The organism is Nocardioides sp. (assembly GCF_041393715.1).
In the GTDB taxonomy this organism is placed as follows: Bacteria; Actinomycetota; Actinomycetes; order Propionibacteriales; family Nocardioidaceae; genus Nocardioides.
Window position 1 is genome coordinate 1 of record NZ_JAWKJQ010000005.1, and the last position, 17,060, is coordinate 17,060.

At 73.6% G+C, this 17,060-nt stretch carries 14 protein-coding genes; 8 read left to right on the forward strand and 6 right to left on the reverse strand.

What is annotated here, in order from left to right:
* Together R2740_RS08895 and R2740_RS08900 are read left to right on the forward strand one after the other, a co-directional pair.
* A partial coding sequence (locus tag R2740_RS08895; RefSeq protein ID WP_371302330.1) for a hypothetical protein occupies nucleotides 1-274 on the forward strand: 274 nt, incomplete at its 5' end.
* Nucleotides 275-378: 104 nt separating this feature from the next.
* Complete coding sequence (locus R2740_RS08900) at nucleotides 379-840, forward strand: phage tail protein (protein ID WP_371302331.1); 462 nt, start codon at nucleotides 379-381, stop codon at nucleotides 838-840.
* A gap of 10 nt (nucleotides 841-850) precedes the next feature.
* Here R2740_RS08900 and R2740_RS08905 read toward each other — a convergent pair whose 3' ends face one another.
* The 3 genes from R2740_RS08905 to R2740_RS08915 all read right to left on the reverse strand — a co-directional run bounded on the left by R2740_RS08905 (nucleotide 851) and on the right by R2740_RS08915 (nucleotide 3,448).
* Nucleotides 851-1,930: a DUF1015 family protein gene (locus tag R2740_RS08905; protein ID WP_371302332.1), complete on the reverse strand. Its 1,080-nt coding sequence runs from the start codon at nucleotides 1,928-1,930 to the stop codon at nucleotides 851-853.
* On the reverse strand, nucleotides 1,927-3,156 hold the full coding sequence (locus R2740_RS08910; RefSeq protein ID WP_371302333.1) for a phosphoglycerate dehydrogenase: 1,230 nt from the start codon (nucleotides 3,154-3,156) through the stop codon (nucleotides 1,927-1,929). Before R2740_RS08910 ends, R2740_RS08905 begins: the two co-directional genes overlap by 4 nt.
* 112 nt (nucleotides 3,157-3,268) lie before the next feature.
* Nucleotides 3,269-3,448, reverse strand: coding sequence for a hypothetical protein (locus R2740_RS08915; RefSeq protein WP_371302334.1), 180 nt, complete (start codon nucleotides 3,446-3,448; stop codon nucleotides 3,269-3,271).
* Between the two features lie 189 nt (nucleotides 3,449-3,637).
* Here R2740_RS08915 and R2740_RS08920 point away from each other — a divergent pair, with 189 nt between their 5' ends.
* Both R2740_RS08920 and R2740_RS08925 read left to right on the forward strand, forming a co-directional pair.
* Nucleotides 3,638-4,219: a TetR/AcrR family transcriptional regulator gene (locus R2740_RS08920; protein ID WP_371302335.1), complete on the forward strand. Its 582-nt coding sequence runs from the start codon at nucleotides 3,638-3,640 to the stop codon at nucleotides 4,217-4,219.
* Between the two features lie 66 nt (nucleotides 4,220-4,285).
* On the forward strand, nucleotides 4,286-5,422 hold the full coding sequence (locus R2740_RS08925; protein ID WP_371302336.1) for a zinc-binding dehydrogenase: 1,137 nt from the start codon (nucleotides 4,286-4,288) through the stop codon (nucleotides 5,420-5,422).
* An 18-nt stretch (nucleotides 5,423-5,440) separates the two neighbouring features.
* Here the strand turns inward: R2740_RS08925 and R2740_RS08930 are convergent, their stop codons facing one another.
* The 3 genes from R2740_RS08930 to R2740_RS08940 are packed head-to-tail and all read right to left on the reverse strand — an operon-like array spanning nucleotide 5,441 to nucleotide 7,783.
* On the reverse strand, nucleotides 5,441-5,962 hold the full coding sequence (locus R2740_RS08930) for a TetR-like C-terminal domain-containing protein (protein ID WP_371302337.1): 522 nt from the start codon (nucleotides 5,960-5,962) through the stop codon (nucleotides 5,441-5,443).
* 43 nt (nucleotides 5,963-6,005) lie between these two features.
* Nucleotides 6,006-6,815: an alpha/beta fold hydrolase gene (locus tag R2740_RS08935; RefSeq protein ID WP_371302338.1), complete on the reverse strand. Its 810-nt coding sequence runs from the start codon at nucleotides 6,813-6,815 to the stop codon at nucleotides 6,006-6,008.
* 53 nt (nucleotides 6,816-6,868) lie between these two features.
* The gene (locus R2740_RS08940; RefSeq protein ID WP_371302339.1) at nucleotides 6,869-7,783 is read right to left on the reverse strand and encodes a hypothetical protein; all 915 of its coding nucleotides are present in this window, start codon (nucleotides 7,781-7,783) and stop codon (nucleotides 6,869-6,871) included.
* Between the two features lie 79 nt (nucleotides 7,784-7,862).
* Here R2740_RS08940 and R2740_RS08945 point away from each other — a divergent pair, with 79 nt between their 5' ends.
* The 4 genes from R2740_RS08945 (at nucleotide 7,863) to treY (ending at nucleotide 17,046) form a co-directional block, all read left to right on the forward strand.
* On the forward strand, nucleotides 7,863-9,527 hold the full coding sequence (locus tag R2740_RS08945) for a LuxR C-terminal-related transcriptional regulator (protein WP_371302340.1): 1,665 nt from the start codon (nucleotides 7,863-7,865) through the stop codon (nucleotides 9,525-9,527).
* Between the two features lie 65 nt (nucleotides 9,528-9,592).
* Nucleotides 9,593-10,513 carry an alpha/beta fold hydrolase gene (locus R2740_RS08950; protein ID WP_371302341.1) on the forward strand — a complete coding sequence of 307 codons (921 nt, stop codon included), beginning with the start codon at nucleotides 9,593-9,595 and terminating at the stop codon, nucleotides 10,511-10,513.
* Nucleotides 10,514-10,681: 168 nt separating this feature from the next.
* Complete coding sequence (gene glgX, locus R2740_RS08955; RefSeq protein WP_371302342.1) at nucleotides 10,682-12,919, forward strand: glycogen debranching protein GlgX; 2,238 nt, start codon at nucleotides 10,682-10,684, stop codon at nucleotides 12,917-12,919.
* Nucleotides 12,920-12,921: 2 nt separating this feature from the next.
* Nucleotides 12,922-17,046, forward strand: a complete 4,125-nt coding sequence (gene treY / locus R2740_RS08960) for a malto-oligosyltrehalose synthase (protein ID WP_371302343.1) — start codon at nucleotides 12,922-12,924, stop codon at nucleotides 17,044-17,046.
* Nucleotides 17,047-17,060 lie beyond the last annotated feature (14 nt).

Below are 17,060 nucleotides of genomic sequence, written 5' to 3' on the forward strand. Positions count from 1 at the left end.
GTCTCATAGCTATCGCCGGGTGGACCCCCAGCGCTGTCGCACTGCACCCGCGCCCGAGTATCTCCGGATCATCTACTGCCCCGACTACACCGACTCGCTCGACGTGCTCCGCCAGCGCCACCTCGGCAGGAAGCGCCACCTGGCCCAGCGTGAGCACGGCCTGGGCGTCGAGGCGTTGACGGCCTTCGTCGACCGCGAGCCCTTGTGGAAGGTCCACCAGGCGGTGTTCGCCGTCCTGGCGCTGGAGTCCGAGCCGGTCGACCCTCGCCTCTAGCCCCCTGCTCGCTGCGCTCCCATGTCACACTTCGACGCGGGCCGACGTCATCAGGGTGGGCCGGCCGATCGGCCCCACCACACATCCGGTCCCGAGGAGCAGCCATGACCTACACCGTCGACTTCAAGGACGTCTCGACCACGGGGCTGGAGTCCTCACCGGTCGCCGACGCGCTGGCGGGCCTGCGCGCCAACGAGGCGCGCTACTTCAAGAACAAGTACGACGTGGACTTCACCGTCGAGGCCGCCGACGACGCCAAGGACCTGGTGGACTACGTGGCCCGGGTGCTCGAGGAGGAGCGCGGCATCGTCGTGTCGTCCCCGGCGTTGGAGGCCAGCGAGGTCGAGGTCGACGGCGTCCGGTGGACGCACGTGTTCTACGAGTCGGGTCTGGCCGTCAACGTCCTCTACACGCTGGCCGACGGCGGCAAGCGCGCCGTGGGGTTCAAGCTGTCCGAGGGCATGGACGTGCCCGACGAGCTCGGCGCGTTCAAGTTCGCCCGGCAGAAGTCCAAGCTCGCCGGCACGATCCGCGGGTCCTACTTCGTGGTCAAGGGGGAGTACTGACCACGGATCGCTAGCGCCGCAGGAAGATCCCGGCGGCGGGCTTCGGTTGGAAGTACGTCGCCTTCGGCGGCATCACCTCGCCGGCGTCGGCGACCTCGATCACCGTGGCGGCGCTGGGGGCGGCCAGGGTGAACAGGGCTCCGTGGTCGTTGTCGCAGCGCGCGAGGAGCTCCGCGAGCGGGGTGGCCTCCGGGTGGGTCTCGACGGTGCGCACCCGGCCGGGCGGTGCGGGGTCGAGGCGGTCGAGCACGAGTCGCTGCAGCAGCGTGACGTCGAGGCCGGCGACGCCCGCGGGGCGCTCGCTGGTCAGCCGGGCGTCGTACCACTGGCCGTCGAGGTAGACCCCGACCCGACCGAGGGCCGGGGTCGGGGGAGCCTCGGCCTTGGTCAGGTCGAAGTGCTCGCCGAGCAGCGCGACCAGGCGACCGGGCTCGAGGGGGCCTGACGCGCGGCGGTGGAAGGCGGACAGGCTCAGCGCGTCGAGCGGGTAGATGAGGCACCACAACCCCGCCTCGGCCGGCTCGCCCTCGCTCCGCCACGTCTCCAGCGCGGCGGCCGCGCGGTGGTGGCCGTCGGCGATGTACAGCGTGGCCCGGCCCATCTCCTCGGCCACCGCGCGGGCCTCGGGCCCGTCGGGGAGCCGCCACACGGTCTGGCGCAGTCCGTTCGGACCGTCGAAGTCGAGCAGCGGCTCGGCCTGCTGGGCCTCGGCGAGGCAGCGCGAGTACGCCGGCCCGGCGACGTGCAGCAGCTTGACCAGCGCCGGAGGGCCATGGGTCCGGGAGTGGTGCCAGATCAGCGCCTCCACCCGCAGCCGTTCCACGGCCTCGTGGCCCCGCACCTGGCCCTCGGCGATGGCACGCACCGCGACGTCGCACACGACCCCGGTGTAGGTCGCGTCCCCGAGCGTCTGCCGATAGACGTACAGCGCCGGCGGCGGGTCGTCGTAGGCCGCGAGGTCGACGGCCACCTGGTAGAGGTCGACGCCGGAGTCGTCCTGCGACTCCGTCATCGCGCGCACCGTCCGGGTGGCGTGGTCCTGGCGGACCACCCGTCCGTCGAGGGGACGGACCGGCCCGTCCTGGCTCACGGTGCGGCCTCGCCGTCGGGGTGCAGGGTGACAACAGACACCCCGAGCACGTCGGGGATCTCGCGCAGCGACGCGAGGAGCTCGTCGGAGGCGTCACCGTCGACGTCGATGAACGCGACGGCCGCAAGCCCGCCGCGGAAGACCCGGTTGACCATGTGCTGGACGTTGAGTCCCGCCGCGCTGAGCCGGTCGAGCACCTGGGCCAGCACGCCGACCCGGTCGAGGTGCCGCACGGTCAGCGCGATCGTCCCGAGCCGGTCGGGGTCGAGGTTGACGCAGTCGCGGGCCTCGCCGGCCACGAACGCGTCCACGAGCTCGGTCACGCCCTGGGCGATGGCGCGCTGGGCCTGGTCGGTCGACGCGCCGATGTGATGGGTCGCCACGACGGCCGGGTGCCGCGCCAGGGGAGAGTCCCAGTCGGCGCGGCCGGACCCGGGCTCGCCGTCGTAGACGTCCAGCCCGGCACGGACCCGTCCCTCGTCCAGCGCCCGCAGCAGCGCGGCCTCGTCGACCACGTCGCCGCGCGAGGTGTTGAGCAGGATCGCTCCCGGCCGCATCCGGGCCAGCAGGGTCTCGTCGACGAGATGGTGGGTGGTGGGACTCGCCGGCACGTGCAGGGAGACGATGTCGGCGCCGGCCACGAGCTCCTCCAGGGAGTCACACATCTCGATGCCCAGCTCCTCGGCCCGGGCGGCGACCTCGCGCGGGCGCCCGTCCTTGGCGACGGACCGGACCCGGATCCCGAAGGCGGCGGCGCGCTCGGCCACCAGCAGGCCGATCGACCCGAGACCCACGATTCCCATGGTCTTGCCGAGCAACCCGTCGGCGCGGGCATAGCCGGTCTTGTCCCACCTGCCGGCCCTGAGATCGCTGACGTTGTCGGGGATCCGGCGGTCGATGGCCAGCAGCAGCCCCAGGGTCAGCTCGGCCACCGCCGCGGCGTTGCGGCCGGGGACGTTGCACACGAACACCCCGCGCTCGGCGGCGGCGTCGGTGTCGATCGTGTTGGTGCCCGCGCCGGCGCGGATCACCAGGACCAGGCGGTCGGCCGCCTCGAAGACCGCCCGTGGCACCTTCGTGCTGCGGACGACGAGCGCGTCGTGACCCCGGATGTGTGCGGGCAGGTCCTCCGCGCCGAGGCCGGGCTCTGAGATGCACTCGTGCCCGCGGGCCCCGAGGTCTCGCAGCGTCTGCTCGGACAGCTTGTCAGCGACGAGGATGCGCACGCGACGACCTCCGGGTGGCGGGCGGAGCGGGATACGGCTGGTTCCGACACGCTAGCGCCGTCGGTGGGGTGGCGCCTCCCGGGCGAAAGGCCGGCGGTGCCACGGGTGGCCGTCAGCGGTCGCCCGCGCCGATCCGGGAGGAACGGCCGTGCGCGTCCAGGTGGTCCAGGCCGTAGGCACCGAGCAGGACCCGCGACCGGGCGACGTCCCGATCGTGTCGCTGCCGGTCGCGCTCCTGGTGCGCCATCGCGACGCGAGCCGACAGTCTCCTGAGACCCTTCAGACCAGCCATCTCTGTGCTTCCTTCTCCTGCCTCGACCGAGGGGCTTCCACCAGCCCCATGACGACGGTCCGACGAGACGATTCTAGGACGTGTTTGGACGTCTGTCCAAACTATCGGCCATCGACGTGCGGGTGATCTATGCCACCTGCGGTGGGACGCCGTCTGGCTCGACGTCCGCGTCGTCATAGGGTGACCGGTGTGGCTTCCGGATCAGGCTCCAACGCTGCCGGCGACCGGCAGGAGCAGATCCTCGACGCGGTGCTGCATCTGCTGGCCGACCAGGGCGTCGCGGGGATCAGTCACCGGTCGGTGGCCCGGGAGGCCGGGGTCGCCCACGGGCTGGTGGGCTACTACTACGACGACAAGGTCGGGCTCATCGCCGCCGCTCTCCGCCGGATCGGCGAGGAGGACGTCGAGCTCATCGAGGTGGATCCGACGCTGGAGCCGATGGATCGGCTGCGCCTTGCCCTCCGGAAGGTGGCCGACCCCGAGTTCCTGACCACCGACTACCTCAGCCGCCGCCTGCAGCTGTGGTCGCTGGCGAACGCCGACACGCAGTTCGACCGGATCAACGCCGAGGCCCATCGGCGCTACCGTCAGGCGCTCGCGGCCCTGATCCGCGCGGCGCGTCCCGACCTCTCCGCGACCGAGTGCCGCAGGCGTGCCGCGGACATCAACGTGGTCCAGAACGGGCTGTGGGTGACCGCGCTGCTGGGCCTGGACCGGCCGTCCGTCGAGCGCGCGATCGAGCGGTGCGAGGAGATCGCGCTCGCCGACTGAGCGGATGGGCGAGGGAACGACCGGGGTCATAGGCTCGAGACGCCCGAACCCTGCCGAAGGAGCGCCATGCCCGAGACCCCCGCCACCATGCGTCAGCTGCGTAGCCTGGTCACGCCGGAGGGCGAGCTGCGGCTGTCGGTCGCCACGGTCGACACACCGAGCCCGCGACCCGAGCAGGTGCTGGTGCGGGTCGAGGCCGCGCCGCTCAACCCCTCCGACCTGGCGCTGCTGCTGGCGATGGCCGACGTGGGCCGGGCGCCGGCCGACGAGGGCGCCGCCGAGCCGACGGTCACCGCACCGATCGCCGAGCCGGTGATGCGGGCGCTCGCCGCCCGGGTCGGCCAGTCGATGACGGTCGGCAACGAGGGTGCCGGGGTGGTGGTCGCGGCCGGCGAGTCGCCCGAGGCGCAGGCGCTGCTGGGCGCCACGGTCGGGTTCAGCGGCACGGCGGCGTACGGCGAGTACGCCCTCGCCTCACCGCGGATGTGCCTGCCGCTGCCCGGCGGGGCCACGCCGGTGGACGGCGCCTCGTCGTTCGTCAACCCGCTCACCGCCCTCGGCATGGTCGAGACGATGCGCCGCGAGGGCCACACCGGCCTGGTGCACACCGCCGCTGCCTCCAACCTGGGCCAGATGCTGCTGCGGATCTGTCTGGCCGACGGCGTTCCCCTCGTCAACGTCGTACGCCGTCCCGAGCAGGTCGCGCTGCTGCGGGAGCTGGGCGCCGAGCACGTCTGCGACTCCAGCCAGCCGACCTTCTTCGCCGACCTGGTCGCGGCGGTCAAGGCCACCGGGGCAACGCTGGCCTTCGACGCGGTCGGCGGCGGCCGGCTGGCCGGCGAGATCCTCAACGCCATGGAGGTGGCGGTGGTGCCGGCCGACGCGCCCTACAGCCGCTACGGCAGCGACGTGCCCAAGCAGGTCTACGTCTACGGTGCGCTCGACCCGCGCCCGATCGAGCTGTCGCGGCGCTTCGGGTTCGCCTGGGGGGTCGGAGGGTGGCTGCTGACGACCTTCCTCGGGACCCTGCCGCTCGAGGACCTGATCCGGTTGCGCGGGCGGGTCGCGGCGGAGCTGACGACCACCTTCGCCAGCGGATACACCGACCGGATCTCGCTCACCGAGGCGCTCGACCCCGCGGTCATCGGCCGCTATGCGCAACAGGCGACGGGGCAGAAGTTCCTGTTGCTGCCGCACAGCTGACCCTCGCCCCGCCGTCGGTCAGCCTGCAGGCGCGTCCTCGCCCAGTCCGCGGACCAGCGTCTCGACCAGGAAGTCGAAGCTGGTGGTCAGGTCGCGGGGGAGCCCGAAGCCACCCCCGGTCTCGAGACTGACGAAACCGTGGATGGCCGAGCGCAGCGCTCGGGCCGCGTCGATCGCCGCCTCGCCCGCGAGCTCGAAGGCGGCCAGCACCGCCACGACGGTGGCGACGACGTCGTCGCTGGCCCGGAGGTCCTCCTCGTCATCCGGGTCCGGCGCACGGACGGTGGCGGCGTAGCGGCCCGGATGCTCGAGCACCCAGTGTCGGTAGGCCACGGCGAGGGAGCGCACTGCCTCGGGGCCGGAGCGGCCGACGGCGGCGCCGGCCAGCACCTGGCCGAGCTCGCGCCGGGCCTGGATGGAGATGCTGCGCTGCAACCCGTCGAGGGACTCGATGTGCTTGTAGAGGGAGGGCTGGCGCACGCCGAGCCGGGTCGCCAGGGCAGAGAGTGTCAGCGAGGACAGTCCTCGCTCGTCGGCCATCCGGCCCGCTTCGTCGACCACCCCTTCGGGAGTCAGTCCCGCCCTAGGCATCGCTGCCCACGGACTCCAAGAACGCCACCACCGCGGGCGTGACGAGGTCCGCCCGCTGCGCCTGGGGGTAGTGCCCGGCCTCGGGCACCATGAGCACCTCCCCGTCGAGCTGGTCCGCGATCCAGGCGGCCTCCGCGGCCGGGTCGGGGAAGTCGGGGTCCAGTTCGCCCATCACGACCAGGGTCGGCGTGGAGACCTCGTGGAGGCGCTCGGCCGCCGGCGCGTGCGACAGCCGGGTCGTCTGCGAGAACGCTCGGGCATAGCCGGGCCGACGGAGCGCCGCCGAGACCAGAGCGAGGTGCTCGTCGAGGTCCTCGGGTCGGCGCCCGGCGTAGAGCTTGGGGAGATAGGCCTTCCAGCTCATCGCCGCCCACGGTGCCGCCATCGCCACCCGGAGCAGCAGCCGCTGGAGCACCGAGGTCTCCGCGTCGCGGACGAACGGGCCGAGCAGCACCAGCCCGGTCACCAGCTCGGGACGGATCGCGGCGAGGTAGGCGCCGGCCCCAGCCCCCATCGAGTTGCCGACGATGACCGCCGGACGGCCGAGTGAGTCGAGCAGGGCGGCGAGATCCTCGGCGGTCTCCACGTCGCCGTAGGAGTCGAAGCCGGTGTCGCTGTCGCCGTGGCCCCGCAGGTCGACGGTGACCGCGGTGTAGCCCGCGGCGACCAGCCCGGGAGCGAGGTGTCGGTACGTCGAGCGCAGGTCGCCCATGCCGGGGACGCAGACGACCAGCGGGCCGTCGCCGGAGAGGTCGTAGGCGATGCGGCCCTGGGGCCGCGAGAGGTACTGGGTCTCTGTCATGTGGCTAGAATACCTAGCCAATAGGCTATAAGCAATAGCCAACTCGGCAGAGCTCAGCCGCAGTTGTCGCAGACTCCGGTCACCGGCAGGGCCATGAAACAGGTCGGGCAGGTCGCCGTCGGTGGGGGCGTGGGGCGCCGGGCCGGCGCCTGCCGTGGCTCGGTCGAGCGCGGCGCCCGAGGGGTTCGCGGCGTCCGGGTGCGCGGCCGCGCGGCTGCGGGCTTCCGGCCGCCGGGGCCGGAGCCCAGGCTGCCACCGTCGGCCGGCAGGCCGGCGGCGCGGAAGTGGCGGTAGCACGAGAGCCGTTCGCGCAGGGCGTGGTCGGAGGGGTCGGCCGGCGCCGGGCCGCGGCTCGCGGCCACCGCCTGCGCGTACGCCGACACGACGCGCCCGTCGCTGCCCACGCAGAGCGAGGCGAGGACCGGCTCCTCGCGGGCGTCGCCCTCCGCGGTCACCCGGCCGAGCACGTCGGTCAGCCACGAGACGTCGGGCTCGTCGCTGCGGATGCCGGTGCGGTACATCGCCTGCATGCGCAGCTCCTCGCCGCCGACGGTCGCGCGATAGCGCTTGGCCGCCTGAAGCAGCACGTCGCGGGCGGCCGCCGCCCATGCGGCCCCGGCGGCCTCCCCTCCGAGGTCGTCGGCCTCGCGCCAGCTGCCGGTCACCGGCGTGCCGAAGCCGGCGTAGACGTCGGTGGCGGTGACGTGGAACCCGAGCTCGGTGAGCAACGAGGCGGCGCCGCCCACACCCCCGCGGAACTCCTCACTGCTCGCCGGCGCGCCGGTGGTGAACTTGCGCGCGACGCCGAGCACCGCCTTGGCGTCGTAGGTGCGGCCGTCGTGCCACAGCACGTAGTCGCGCGCCGGGCCGAAGCCGTAGCGGCCCAGGAACTCCTCGCCGCCGAGCTTGTCGTACTCCTCGATCGCGCTGAGGACGTCGGACCTGCCGACCTCGTCGAACAACCCCATGCCGACACCCTAGACGGAGCCGGGGGAGCCGGTCGCGGGCCGGTCGCCGGCCTCGGAACACGCTATTTTCGATCGGACCATGGCCGGCACGAACACGGCGGAGCCGAGCCCCGGAGGGTCCAGCCTCGGGGCGGATGCCCGTGCCCGGGCGCACGAGGCCGCCGACGCCGGGCGCTGGGAGGAGGCGCTCGCGGCGTTCGCCGCGGCCCCGGCCGGGAGCTGCACGGCCGAGGACCTCGCGGTCCGCTCGACCGCGGCCTACCTGCTGGGGCACGTCGACGAGGCCGTCGACGCGATGGCGGGGGCCCATGACGCGCACCTGGCCGCCGCCGAGCACACCGAGGCGGTGCGGGCCGGCTTCTGGGTGGCCTTCATGTTGCTCGGCCGAGGCGACCAGGCCCAGGCCGGCGGCTGGCTGGCCCGGTGCTCCCACGTCGCCGAGGGCCTGGCCGCGGAGAGCGTCGCTCGTGGCTATCTCGACCTGCTCCAGGCGCAGCGGCTGGTGGTCGCCGAGCGGCAGTACGCCGCCGGCTCGGCGCTCGCCGAGCGGGTGGTGGTCGCGGCTCGACGGGGTCCGGACCCGGACCTGGTCGCCCTGGCGCTGATGGTCGCCGGCCGCGGTCGCATCCGCGCGGAGGCCGCCGCGGAGGGTCTGGGCATGCTCGACGAGGCGATGGTGGGTGTGGTGCGCGGTGAGGTGCGGCCGGTGGCTGCGGGCACCGTCTACTGCTCGGTGATCGAGGCCTGCTGGGAGGTCGGTGAGCTCCCACGCGCGGCGGAGTGGACCGACGCGCTGACCGCCTGGTGCGAGCGGCAGTCGGGGCTGGTGACCTTCACCGGCCGCTGCCTCACCCACCGAGGTGAGGTGCTGCTGCTGCGCGGCGAGTGGGAGGCGGCCGTGGCGGAGGCGGAGCGCGCCTGCGAGCGGTTCGCGGGCGCCGCCGACGAGGCCTCGCGGGGAGACGCGCTCTATCTGCTGGGCGAGCTCCACCGGCTCGGTGGCCGGGTGGGGCCCGCCGACCGGAGCTATCGGGAGGCCGGCGAGTGGGGGCGGGACCCGCAGCCGGGGCTGGCCCTGCTGAGGCTGGCCCAGGGGCGGCGCGAGCCGGCGGCGGCGGCGCTCCGCCGGGCCCTGACCGAGGACCGGACGCCGGAGGACCGGATCCGGCTGCTGGCGGCCGCGGTCGAGGTGCTGCTGGCGGTCGGGGACCGGGCCGGTGCCGAGGCGGCGGCCGCCGAGCTGACCGCCCGCGCCGCCCGGCTGGACACCACGGCGCTGCGCGCCAGTGCGGCCTACGCCGCCGGCGTGGTGCGGCTCGCGTCCGGTGACCCGTCCGGCGCGGTCCCGCAGCTCCGGGCGGCGATGGCGGCGTGGGGCGAGGTGGGCGCCGACTACGAGATCGCGCGGACCCGGGTCCGGGTGGCCGCGGCGTGCCGGGCCCTCGGAGACCGCGACGCCGGCGAGGCGGAGCTCGCCGCCGCCCGGCGTACCTTCACCCGGATCGGCGCCGCGGCCGATCTCGCCGGTCTCCCCGAGGCCGGCCCGGACCGACGCGGGCTGAGCGGCCGCGAGCTGGAGGTGCTCGCGCTGGTGGCGACCGGGCTCACGAACCGGGAGATCGCCGAGCGGCTGACGATCGCCGTTCGCACCGTGGACCGCCACGTCACGAGCATCCTGACCAAGCTGGACGTCCCGACCCGCACCGCCGCCAGCACCTACGCCCACGAGCACGGCCTGCTCTGAGACCGGTCGGCGATGGGTGATCTCGCCGATGCGACGCGACACCGAGGGCTCCTAGCGTCGAGCCCATGGAGACCCTCGCCGACCGCACCGCCTTCGAGGAGGCGCAGGCCCGGGTGCTCGCCCGGTACGGCGTCGAGGCCCGGCCCCGCTTCGTCGACGTCACCGCGATCGGCGGCCGGGCCCAGGTGCTGGTCGCCGGGGAGGGGCCGCCGCTGGTGCTGGTGATCGGCGGCACCACACCGGCCGCGTTGTGGGGGCCGCTGATGGCCCGGCTGCCGGGGCGCACCCTCTATGCCATGGACCTGCCCGGCTTCGGGCTGACCACCTCCGCCGACTTCCGACCAGAGACCTACCGTGAGACCGCGGTCGGCTTCCTCGGTGACCTCCTCGACGCGCTGGGCCTCGCGTCCTGCGCGTTCGTCACCCACTCGATGGGCTCGCTGTGGACGCTCTGGCTGGCGCACGAGCGGCCGGGCGCCGTCCAGCGTCAGACGATGGTGGGGTGCCCGGCGCTGGTGCTCGGCAGCGCAGCACCCTGGCCGATGCGGCTCGCCTCGGTGCCCCGGCTGGGTCCGCGGCTGGTCGCGGCGAGACCTCCCTCGGCGGCCCAGGTCGAGCAGGTGATCCGGATGGTGGGCGAGGACCCGGCCGGGCTCGCCGAGATCCGCGACGTGCTGCTGGCCTGCGAGTGGCTTCCCGGGTACGCCGGCCAGGTCGCCGGCATGATGCGCTCGGTGATGTCGTGGACCCGGGTGCGGCCGGAGATGGTGACCGGCCCCGCCGAGCTGCGCGACGTTGCGCACCCGGTCCAGCTGGTCTGGGGTCGCCAGGACCCGTTCGGCCCACCCGGGATCGGGAGGCGCTGCGCGGAGCTGCTGCCCGACGCGCACCTCGCGGTGGTGCCGGGCGGGCACGCACCCTGGTTGCACGGTGCCGACACCGTCGGCGCCGCGCTCTCCGGGTTCCTGGGTCTCGAGCCGGCCTGACCGGTCGAAGAACCATCCGAAGGGTTCGTCGCCCCGACCGCCCCTGCGCCGAAGCACGGTGGCCGGCCGGGACGGGATATCGTCACGGGAGCAACCAGCGATGGGTGTCGCGGACCGCAACGGCGCGGGACGGCGCTCGACCACACCGCCACCCCCTGAGGAGACCCCGTGCAGGTCTGGCCCGGGTCGCCGTACCCTCTCGGCGCCACCTTCGACGGCAGCGGCACCAACTTCGCGCTGTTCAGCGAGGTCGCCGAGCGCGTCGAGCTGTGCCTGTTCGACGAGGGGCACCCGCGGCGCAAGACCCTGATCGAGACCCGGGTCGAGCTGACCGAGGTCGACGCCTATGTCTGGCACTGCTACCTGCCCCAGATCCAGCCCGGCCAGCGCTACGGCTACCGCGTGCACGGCCCGCACGACCCCGGCCGGGGCCTGCGCTGCAACCCCCACAAGGTGCTGCTCGACGCCTACGCCAAGGCGACCTGGGGCACCATCGACTGGGACCAGTCGCTGTTCGGCTACACCTTCGGCGACCCCGGCTCCCGCAACGACAAGGACTCCGCCCGGCACATGATGCTCGGCGTGGTCACCACCCCGTTCTTCGACTGGGAGGGCGACCGGCGCCTGGCCCGGCCCTACAACGAGACGGTGATCTACGAGGCCCACGTCAAGGGCCTCACCGCGCTGCACCCCGACGTGCCGCCCGAGCTCCGGGGGACCTACGCCGGGGTCGCCCACCCCGCGGTGACCAAGCACCTCACCGATCTCGGGGTCACCGCGATCGAGCTGATGCCGGTGCACCAGTTCGTGCACGACAACACGCTGCGCGAGAAGGGGCTGCGCAACTACTGGGGCTACAACACGATCGGCTTCTTCGCCCCGCACGCCGACTATGCCTCCCGGACCAACGGCCGGACCCCGCGCGGCCACCAGGTCCAGGAGTTCAAGGCGATGGTCAAGGCGCTGCACGCCGCCGGCATCGAGGTCATCCTCGACGTGGTCTACAACCACACCGCCGAGGGCAACCACCTCGGCCCGATCCTCAGCCTCAAGGGCATCGACAACGCCGCCTACTACCGGCTGGTCGACGACGACCCGCAGTACTACATGGACTACACCGGCACCGGGAACTCCCTCAACGTCCGCCACCCCCACTCGCTGCAGCTGATCATGGACTCCCTGCGCTACTGGGTGACGGAGATGCACGTCGACGGCTTCCGGTTCGACCTGGCGGCGGCGCTGGCGCGCGAGTTCTACGACGTCGACCGGCTGGCCACCTTCTTCGAGCTCGTGCAGCAGGACCCGGTGGTCAGCCAGGTGAAGCTGATCGCCGAACCCTGGGACATCGGCCCCGGTGGCTACCAGGTCGGGAACTTCCCGGCCCAGTGGACCGAGTGGAACGGCAAGTACCGCGACTCGGTCCGCGACTTCTGGCGCGGCGAGCCGTCGCTGGGTGAGTTCGCGAGTCGGCTCTCCGGCTCCTCCGACCTCTACGAGCACTCCGGCCGGCGGCCGTTCGCGAGCATCAACTTCGTCACCGCGCACGACGGGTTCACGCTGCGCGACCTGGTGTCCTACAACGAGAAGCACAACGACGCCAACGGTGAGGACGGCCGCGACGGCGAGAGCCACAACCGGTCCTGGAACCACGGGGTGGAGGGGCCGACCGACGACCCCGAGATCTGGGCCTCCCGCGCCCAGGCGCAGCGCAACTTCCTGACCACGCTGCTGCTCAGCCAGGGCGTGCCGATGATCGCCCACGGCGACGAGCTCGGCCGCACCCAGGACGGCAACAACAACACCTACGCCCAGGACTCCGAGCTCAGCTGGGTGCACTGGGACGAGGCCGACCGGCCGCTGGTGGAGTTCACCGCGGCCGTCTCCAAGCTGCGGGCCGAGCACCCGACCTTCCGTCGCAAGCGGTTCTTCACCGGGACCTCGGTGCGCACCGGGGGAGACGAGGACGGCCGGCTCAACGACATCGTCTGGCTGCACCCGGACGGCCGCCCGATGGCCGACGGCGACTGGCAGGCGGGCGGCGCGCAGCTGGGGATGTACCTCAACGGCCACGGCATCTCGGCGCCCGACGCCCTGGGCAACCCGATCGTCGACAACCACTTCCTGCTCTACTTCAACGGCGCGGCCGACGCGGTCGACGTACGTCTGCCGCAGGAGGAGTACGCCGCGGGATGGGACGTCGTGGTCGACACCGCGGCGGCCCGTCGCGACCGGTCGCGACGCGAGGCGGGCTCGGCGCTGACCGTGGCCGGCCGCAGCGTCGTGGTGCTGCGGGAGCACGTGGCGCCCGACCCGGAGCCCGACCTCAGCGTGGCCGCCTCGGTGGCCGCGCAGGAGGCCCGCGACGAGCAGCCGGCCGCGCCGCAGGCGGCAACGGCGGACGGCTGACCGTGCCCGCACCCGACCGCGTGCCCCGCAGCACCTACCGGCTGCAGATCACCGACGAGTTCGACCTGCTCGCCGCGGCCCGGGTGCTGCCCTACCTGCACGACCTGGGCGTCGACTGGGTCTATCTCTCGCCGATCCTGGCGGCCGAGGCCGACAGCCAGCACGGCTACGACGTCGCCGACCACTCGCGGATCGACCCCGACCGCGGGGGCGTGGCCGGGCTCGCGGCCGTCTCGGCGGAGGCCCGCCGGCTGGGCATGGGTGTGCTGGTCGACATCGTCCCCAACCACGTCGGCGTCGCGTCGCCGCAGGGCAACGCCTGGTGGTGGAGCGTGCTCACCCTCGGCCCGGCCTCCCCCTACGCCGGCGCCTTCGACATCGACTGGGCGGCCGGGGGTGGGCGGCTGCGGATCCCGGTCGTGGGTGACGACGACGCGCACGGGCTGGGCGGTCCGGTCGACCATCTGCGCGTCGAGGCCGGCCAGCTGCACTACCACGACCAGGCCTACCCGCTGGCGCCCGGCACCGCCGACGACTGGGGCGAGCCGGGGGTCGACGCCGACATCGTCCACGCCCGACAGCACTACGAGCTGGTCAGCTGGCGACTCGCCGACGCCGGGCTCAACTACCGGCGCTTCTTCTCGGTCAACTCCCTCGCCGCGGTGCGCGTGGAGGACCCCGAGTGGTTCACGAAGACGCACGCGGTGATCGGGCAGTGGTTCGACGACGGGCTGGTCGACGGCCTGCGGGTCGACCACCCCGACGGGCTCCGCGACCCCGCGGGCTACCTCGACGACCTCGCGGAGCTCACCGGCGGCGCCTACGTGCTGGTCGAGAAGATCCTCGAGACCGGCGAGCGGCTGCCCACCGACTGGGCGACCGCCGGCACCACCGGCTACGACGTCCTCGGCCTGGTCGACCGGGTCCTGACCGACCCGGCGGGCGAGGCCCCGCTGACGGCGTACGACCGGACGCTGCGCGGCGACCCGCCGGCCTGGCCCGACCTGGTGCACGACAACAAGCGAGCGGTCGCCGACGTGACGCTGCGCGCGGAGGTGCTGCGGCTGGGGCGTGAGATGCGGGTGCTGCTCGCCGACGCTCCGAGCGACGTCGACGACGCCCTGGCCGAGGTGCTGGCCTGCTTCCCCGTCTATCGCTCCTACCTGCCCGAGGGCCGCGAGCACCTCGACCACGCGATCGCCGAGGCGCGCCGTCGTCGCCCCGACCTGGCTCCGACCCTCGACGTGATCGCGCCGGTGCTCGCCGACGAGCACGCCGACCCGGCGCTGCGCTTCCAGCAGACCAGCGGGATGGTGATGGCCAAGGGGGTCGAGGACCGCTCGTTCTACCGCTGGTCCGCGCTCACCTCGCTCACCGAGGTGGGCGGCGACCCCGCGACGTTCGCGGTCGGCGTCGACGACTTCCACGCCGAGATGCTCGAACGGCAGCGCGCGTGGCCGGCGGCGATGACCACCCAGACCACCCACGACACCAAGCGCGGCGCCGACGTGCGGGCGCGGCTCACCGCGCTGGCCGAGACGCCCGAGCTGTGGCAACGGACCCTCGACGCGCTGTTGGCCCGGCACCCGCTGCCCGACGCGGGGTTCGGCAACCTGCTCTGGCAGGCCGTGCTGGGCGCCTGGCCCGCGGCCGGTGACACCGACCTGCGTGGACGGCTGCACGGCTATGCCGAGAAGGCGATGCGGGAGGCCGGCGACCGCACCACCTGGACCGACCCCGACGCCGGCTACGAGGCAGCCGTGCACGCTGCCGTCGACGCCTGCTTCGACGACCCCGGCACCCGCGAGCTGCTCGACGCCGCACTCGCCGAGGTGGTGGACGCCGGCTGGGTCAACGCCCTGTCGGCCACCCTGGTCTCGCTGACCATGCCGGGCGTGCCCGACGTCTACCAAGGCAGCGAACGGTGGCAGCAGAGCCTGGTCGACCCCGACAACCGACGGCCGGTCGACTTCGACGACCTCGCGGCCCGGCTGTCGGCGCTCGACGAGACCGGAGCGCCGGCCGCCGCGGGCGGCCTGGACGACGACGGCACGGCCAAGCTCTGGCTGACGCGCGAGGCACTGCGGCTGCGGCGCGACCGCCCCGAGCTGTTCACCACCTATGCGCCGGTGACCGCCACCGGCCCGGCCGCCGGACACGTGCTCGCCTTCGACCGCGGTGGTGCGGTCACCGTGGCGACCCGGCTGCCGCTGGGGCTGCGGGCCCGCGGCGGCTGGGGCGACACCGTGCTGGAGCTGCCGCCGGGGGAGTGGGTCGACCTGGTCTCCGGCGGCGGCGTCACCGGAGGCGGCGTACCGCTGGCGGAGCTGGTAGGCGACCGCGCCGTCGCGCTGCTGGTCCGCCCGGACGTCGAGGAGCCGACGGCGGCCAGCCGCGAGAGGTTCGACGTGTGGGCGCCGCGGCCGGGCCGGGTCTCGCTGCGGGTCGGTGACCGGACGATCCCGATGGAGCGCGGGGCGGGGGACTGGTGGCGTGCCACCGAGCCGGTGCCCGCCGGTGAGACCGACTACGGCTACCTCCTCGACGACGACCCGGCGCCGCGGCCCGACCCGCGATCACGGTGGCAGCCCCACGGGGTGCACGGGCTGTCGCGCACCTTCGACCCCGCGGCCTTCTCGTGGACCGACGGCTCCTGGACCGGGCGGCAGCTCGCCGGCTCGGTCGTCTACGAGCTCCATGTCGGCACCTTCACCCCCGAGGGCACGCTCGATGCGGCGATCGGACGGCTCGACCACCTGGTCGAGCTCGGTGTCGACCTGGTCGAGCTGATGCCGGTCAACGCGTTCAACGGCGAGCACAACTGGGGCTACGACGGCGTGCTGTGGTCGGCCGTCCACGACGGGTACGGCGGCCCGTCGGCGTACCAACGCTTCGTCGACGCCTGCCATGCCGCCGGCCTCGGAGTGTTCCAGGACGTGGTGTTCAACCACCTGGGCCCGTCGGGCAACTACCTGCCGCTGTTCGGTCCCTACCTCAAGGCCGACGACGCCAACACGTGGGGCGAGATGGTCAACCTGGACGGCCCCGGCAGCGCCGAGGTGCGCCGACTGATCCTGGACAACCTGCGGATGTGGTTCACCGACCTGCACGTCGACGGGCTCCGCCTCGACGCCGTGCACGCCTTGTCCGACACCTCGAGCCCGCATCTGCTGGAGGAGGCGGCGGTCGAGACCGCGGCCCTGTCGGCGCACCTGCGACGGCCGCTCACGCTGATCGCCGAGTCCGACCTCAACGACCCGACGCTGATCACGCCGCGCGAGGCCGGCGGCTACGGGCTCGACGCGCAGTGGAGCGACGACTTCCACCACGCGGTCCACGTCGCGCTCACCGGCGAGGTCGGGGGCTACTACGCCGACTTCGCGCCGCTGTCGGCACTGGCCAAGGTGTGCGAGCGCGGCTTCTTCCACGACGGCAGCTGGTCGTCGTTCCGCGGGCGCCCGCACGGCACCCCCCTCGACACCGACCGGGTGCCCGGGTGGCGGCTCGTGGTGTGCAGCCAGAACCACGACCAGGTGGGCAACCGGGCCCGCGGCGACCGGCCGACCGAGCATCTCGACACCGACCAGCTCGTCTGCGCCGCGATGCTGACCCTGCTCTCGCCGTTCACGCCGATGCTCTTCCAGGGCGAGGAGTGGGCGACCAGCCGCCCGTTCCCGTTCTTCACCGCCCACCCGGAGCCCGACCTCGGCCGGGCGGTCGCCGAGGGCCGGCTCGCGGAGTTCGAGCGGATGGGCTGGGACCCGGCGGAGGTGCTCGACCCGCAGGACCCGCGCACCCGCGAGGCGGCCGTCCTCGACTGGACCGAGCCGCTCGGCGGGGACCATGCCGTCGTCCTCGACGCCTATCGCCGGCTGGTCGCGCTGCGGCGCGCCCACGAGGAGCTCACCGACCCCGACCTGCGCTCCGTCCGGTGCGCCGTCGACGAGCGGGCCCGCACCTTCCGCCTGGACCGGGGCTCGCTCTCGGTGGTGGTCAACCTCGGCGACGACGCGGCGTCCGTCGAGGTCGGCGAGCACGAGCTGCTGTTCACCACGCCGAGCGCGGCCCGCTCCGACGGCCCGGCCCTGGTGCTGCCCGCGCATGCCGGCGCGGTGGTGCGACGCTGAGCGACGCCGGACCC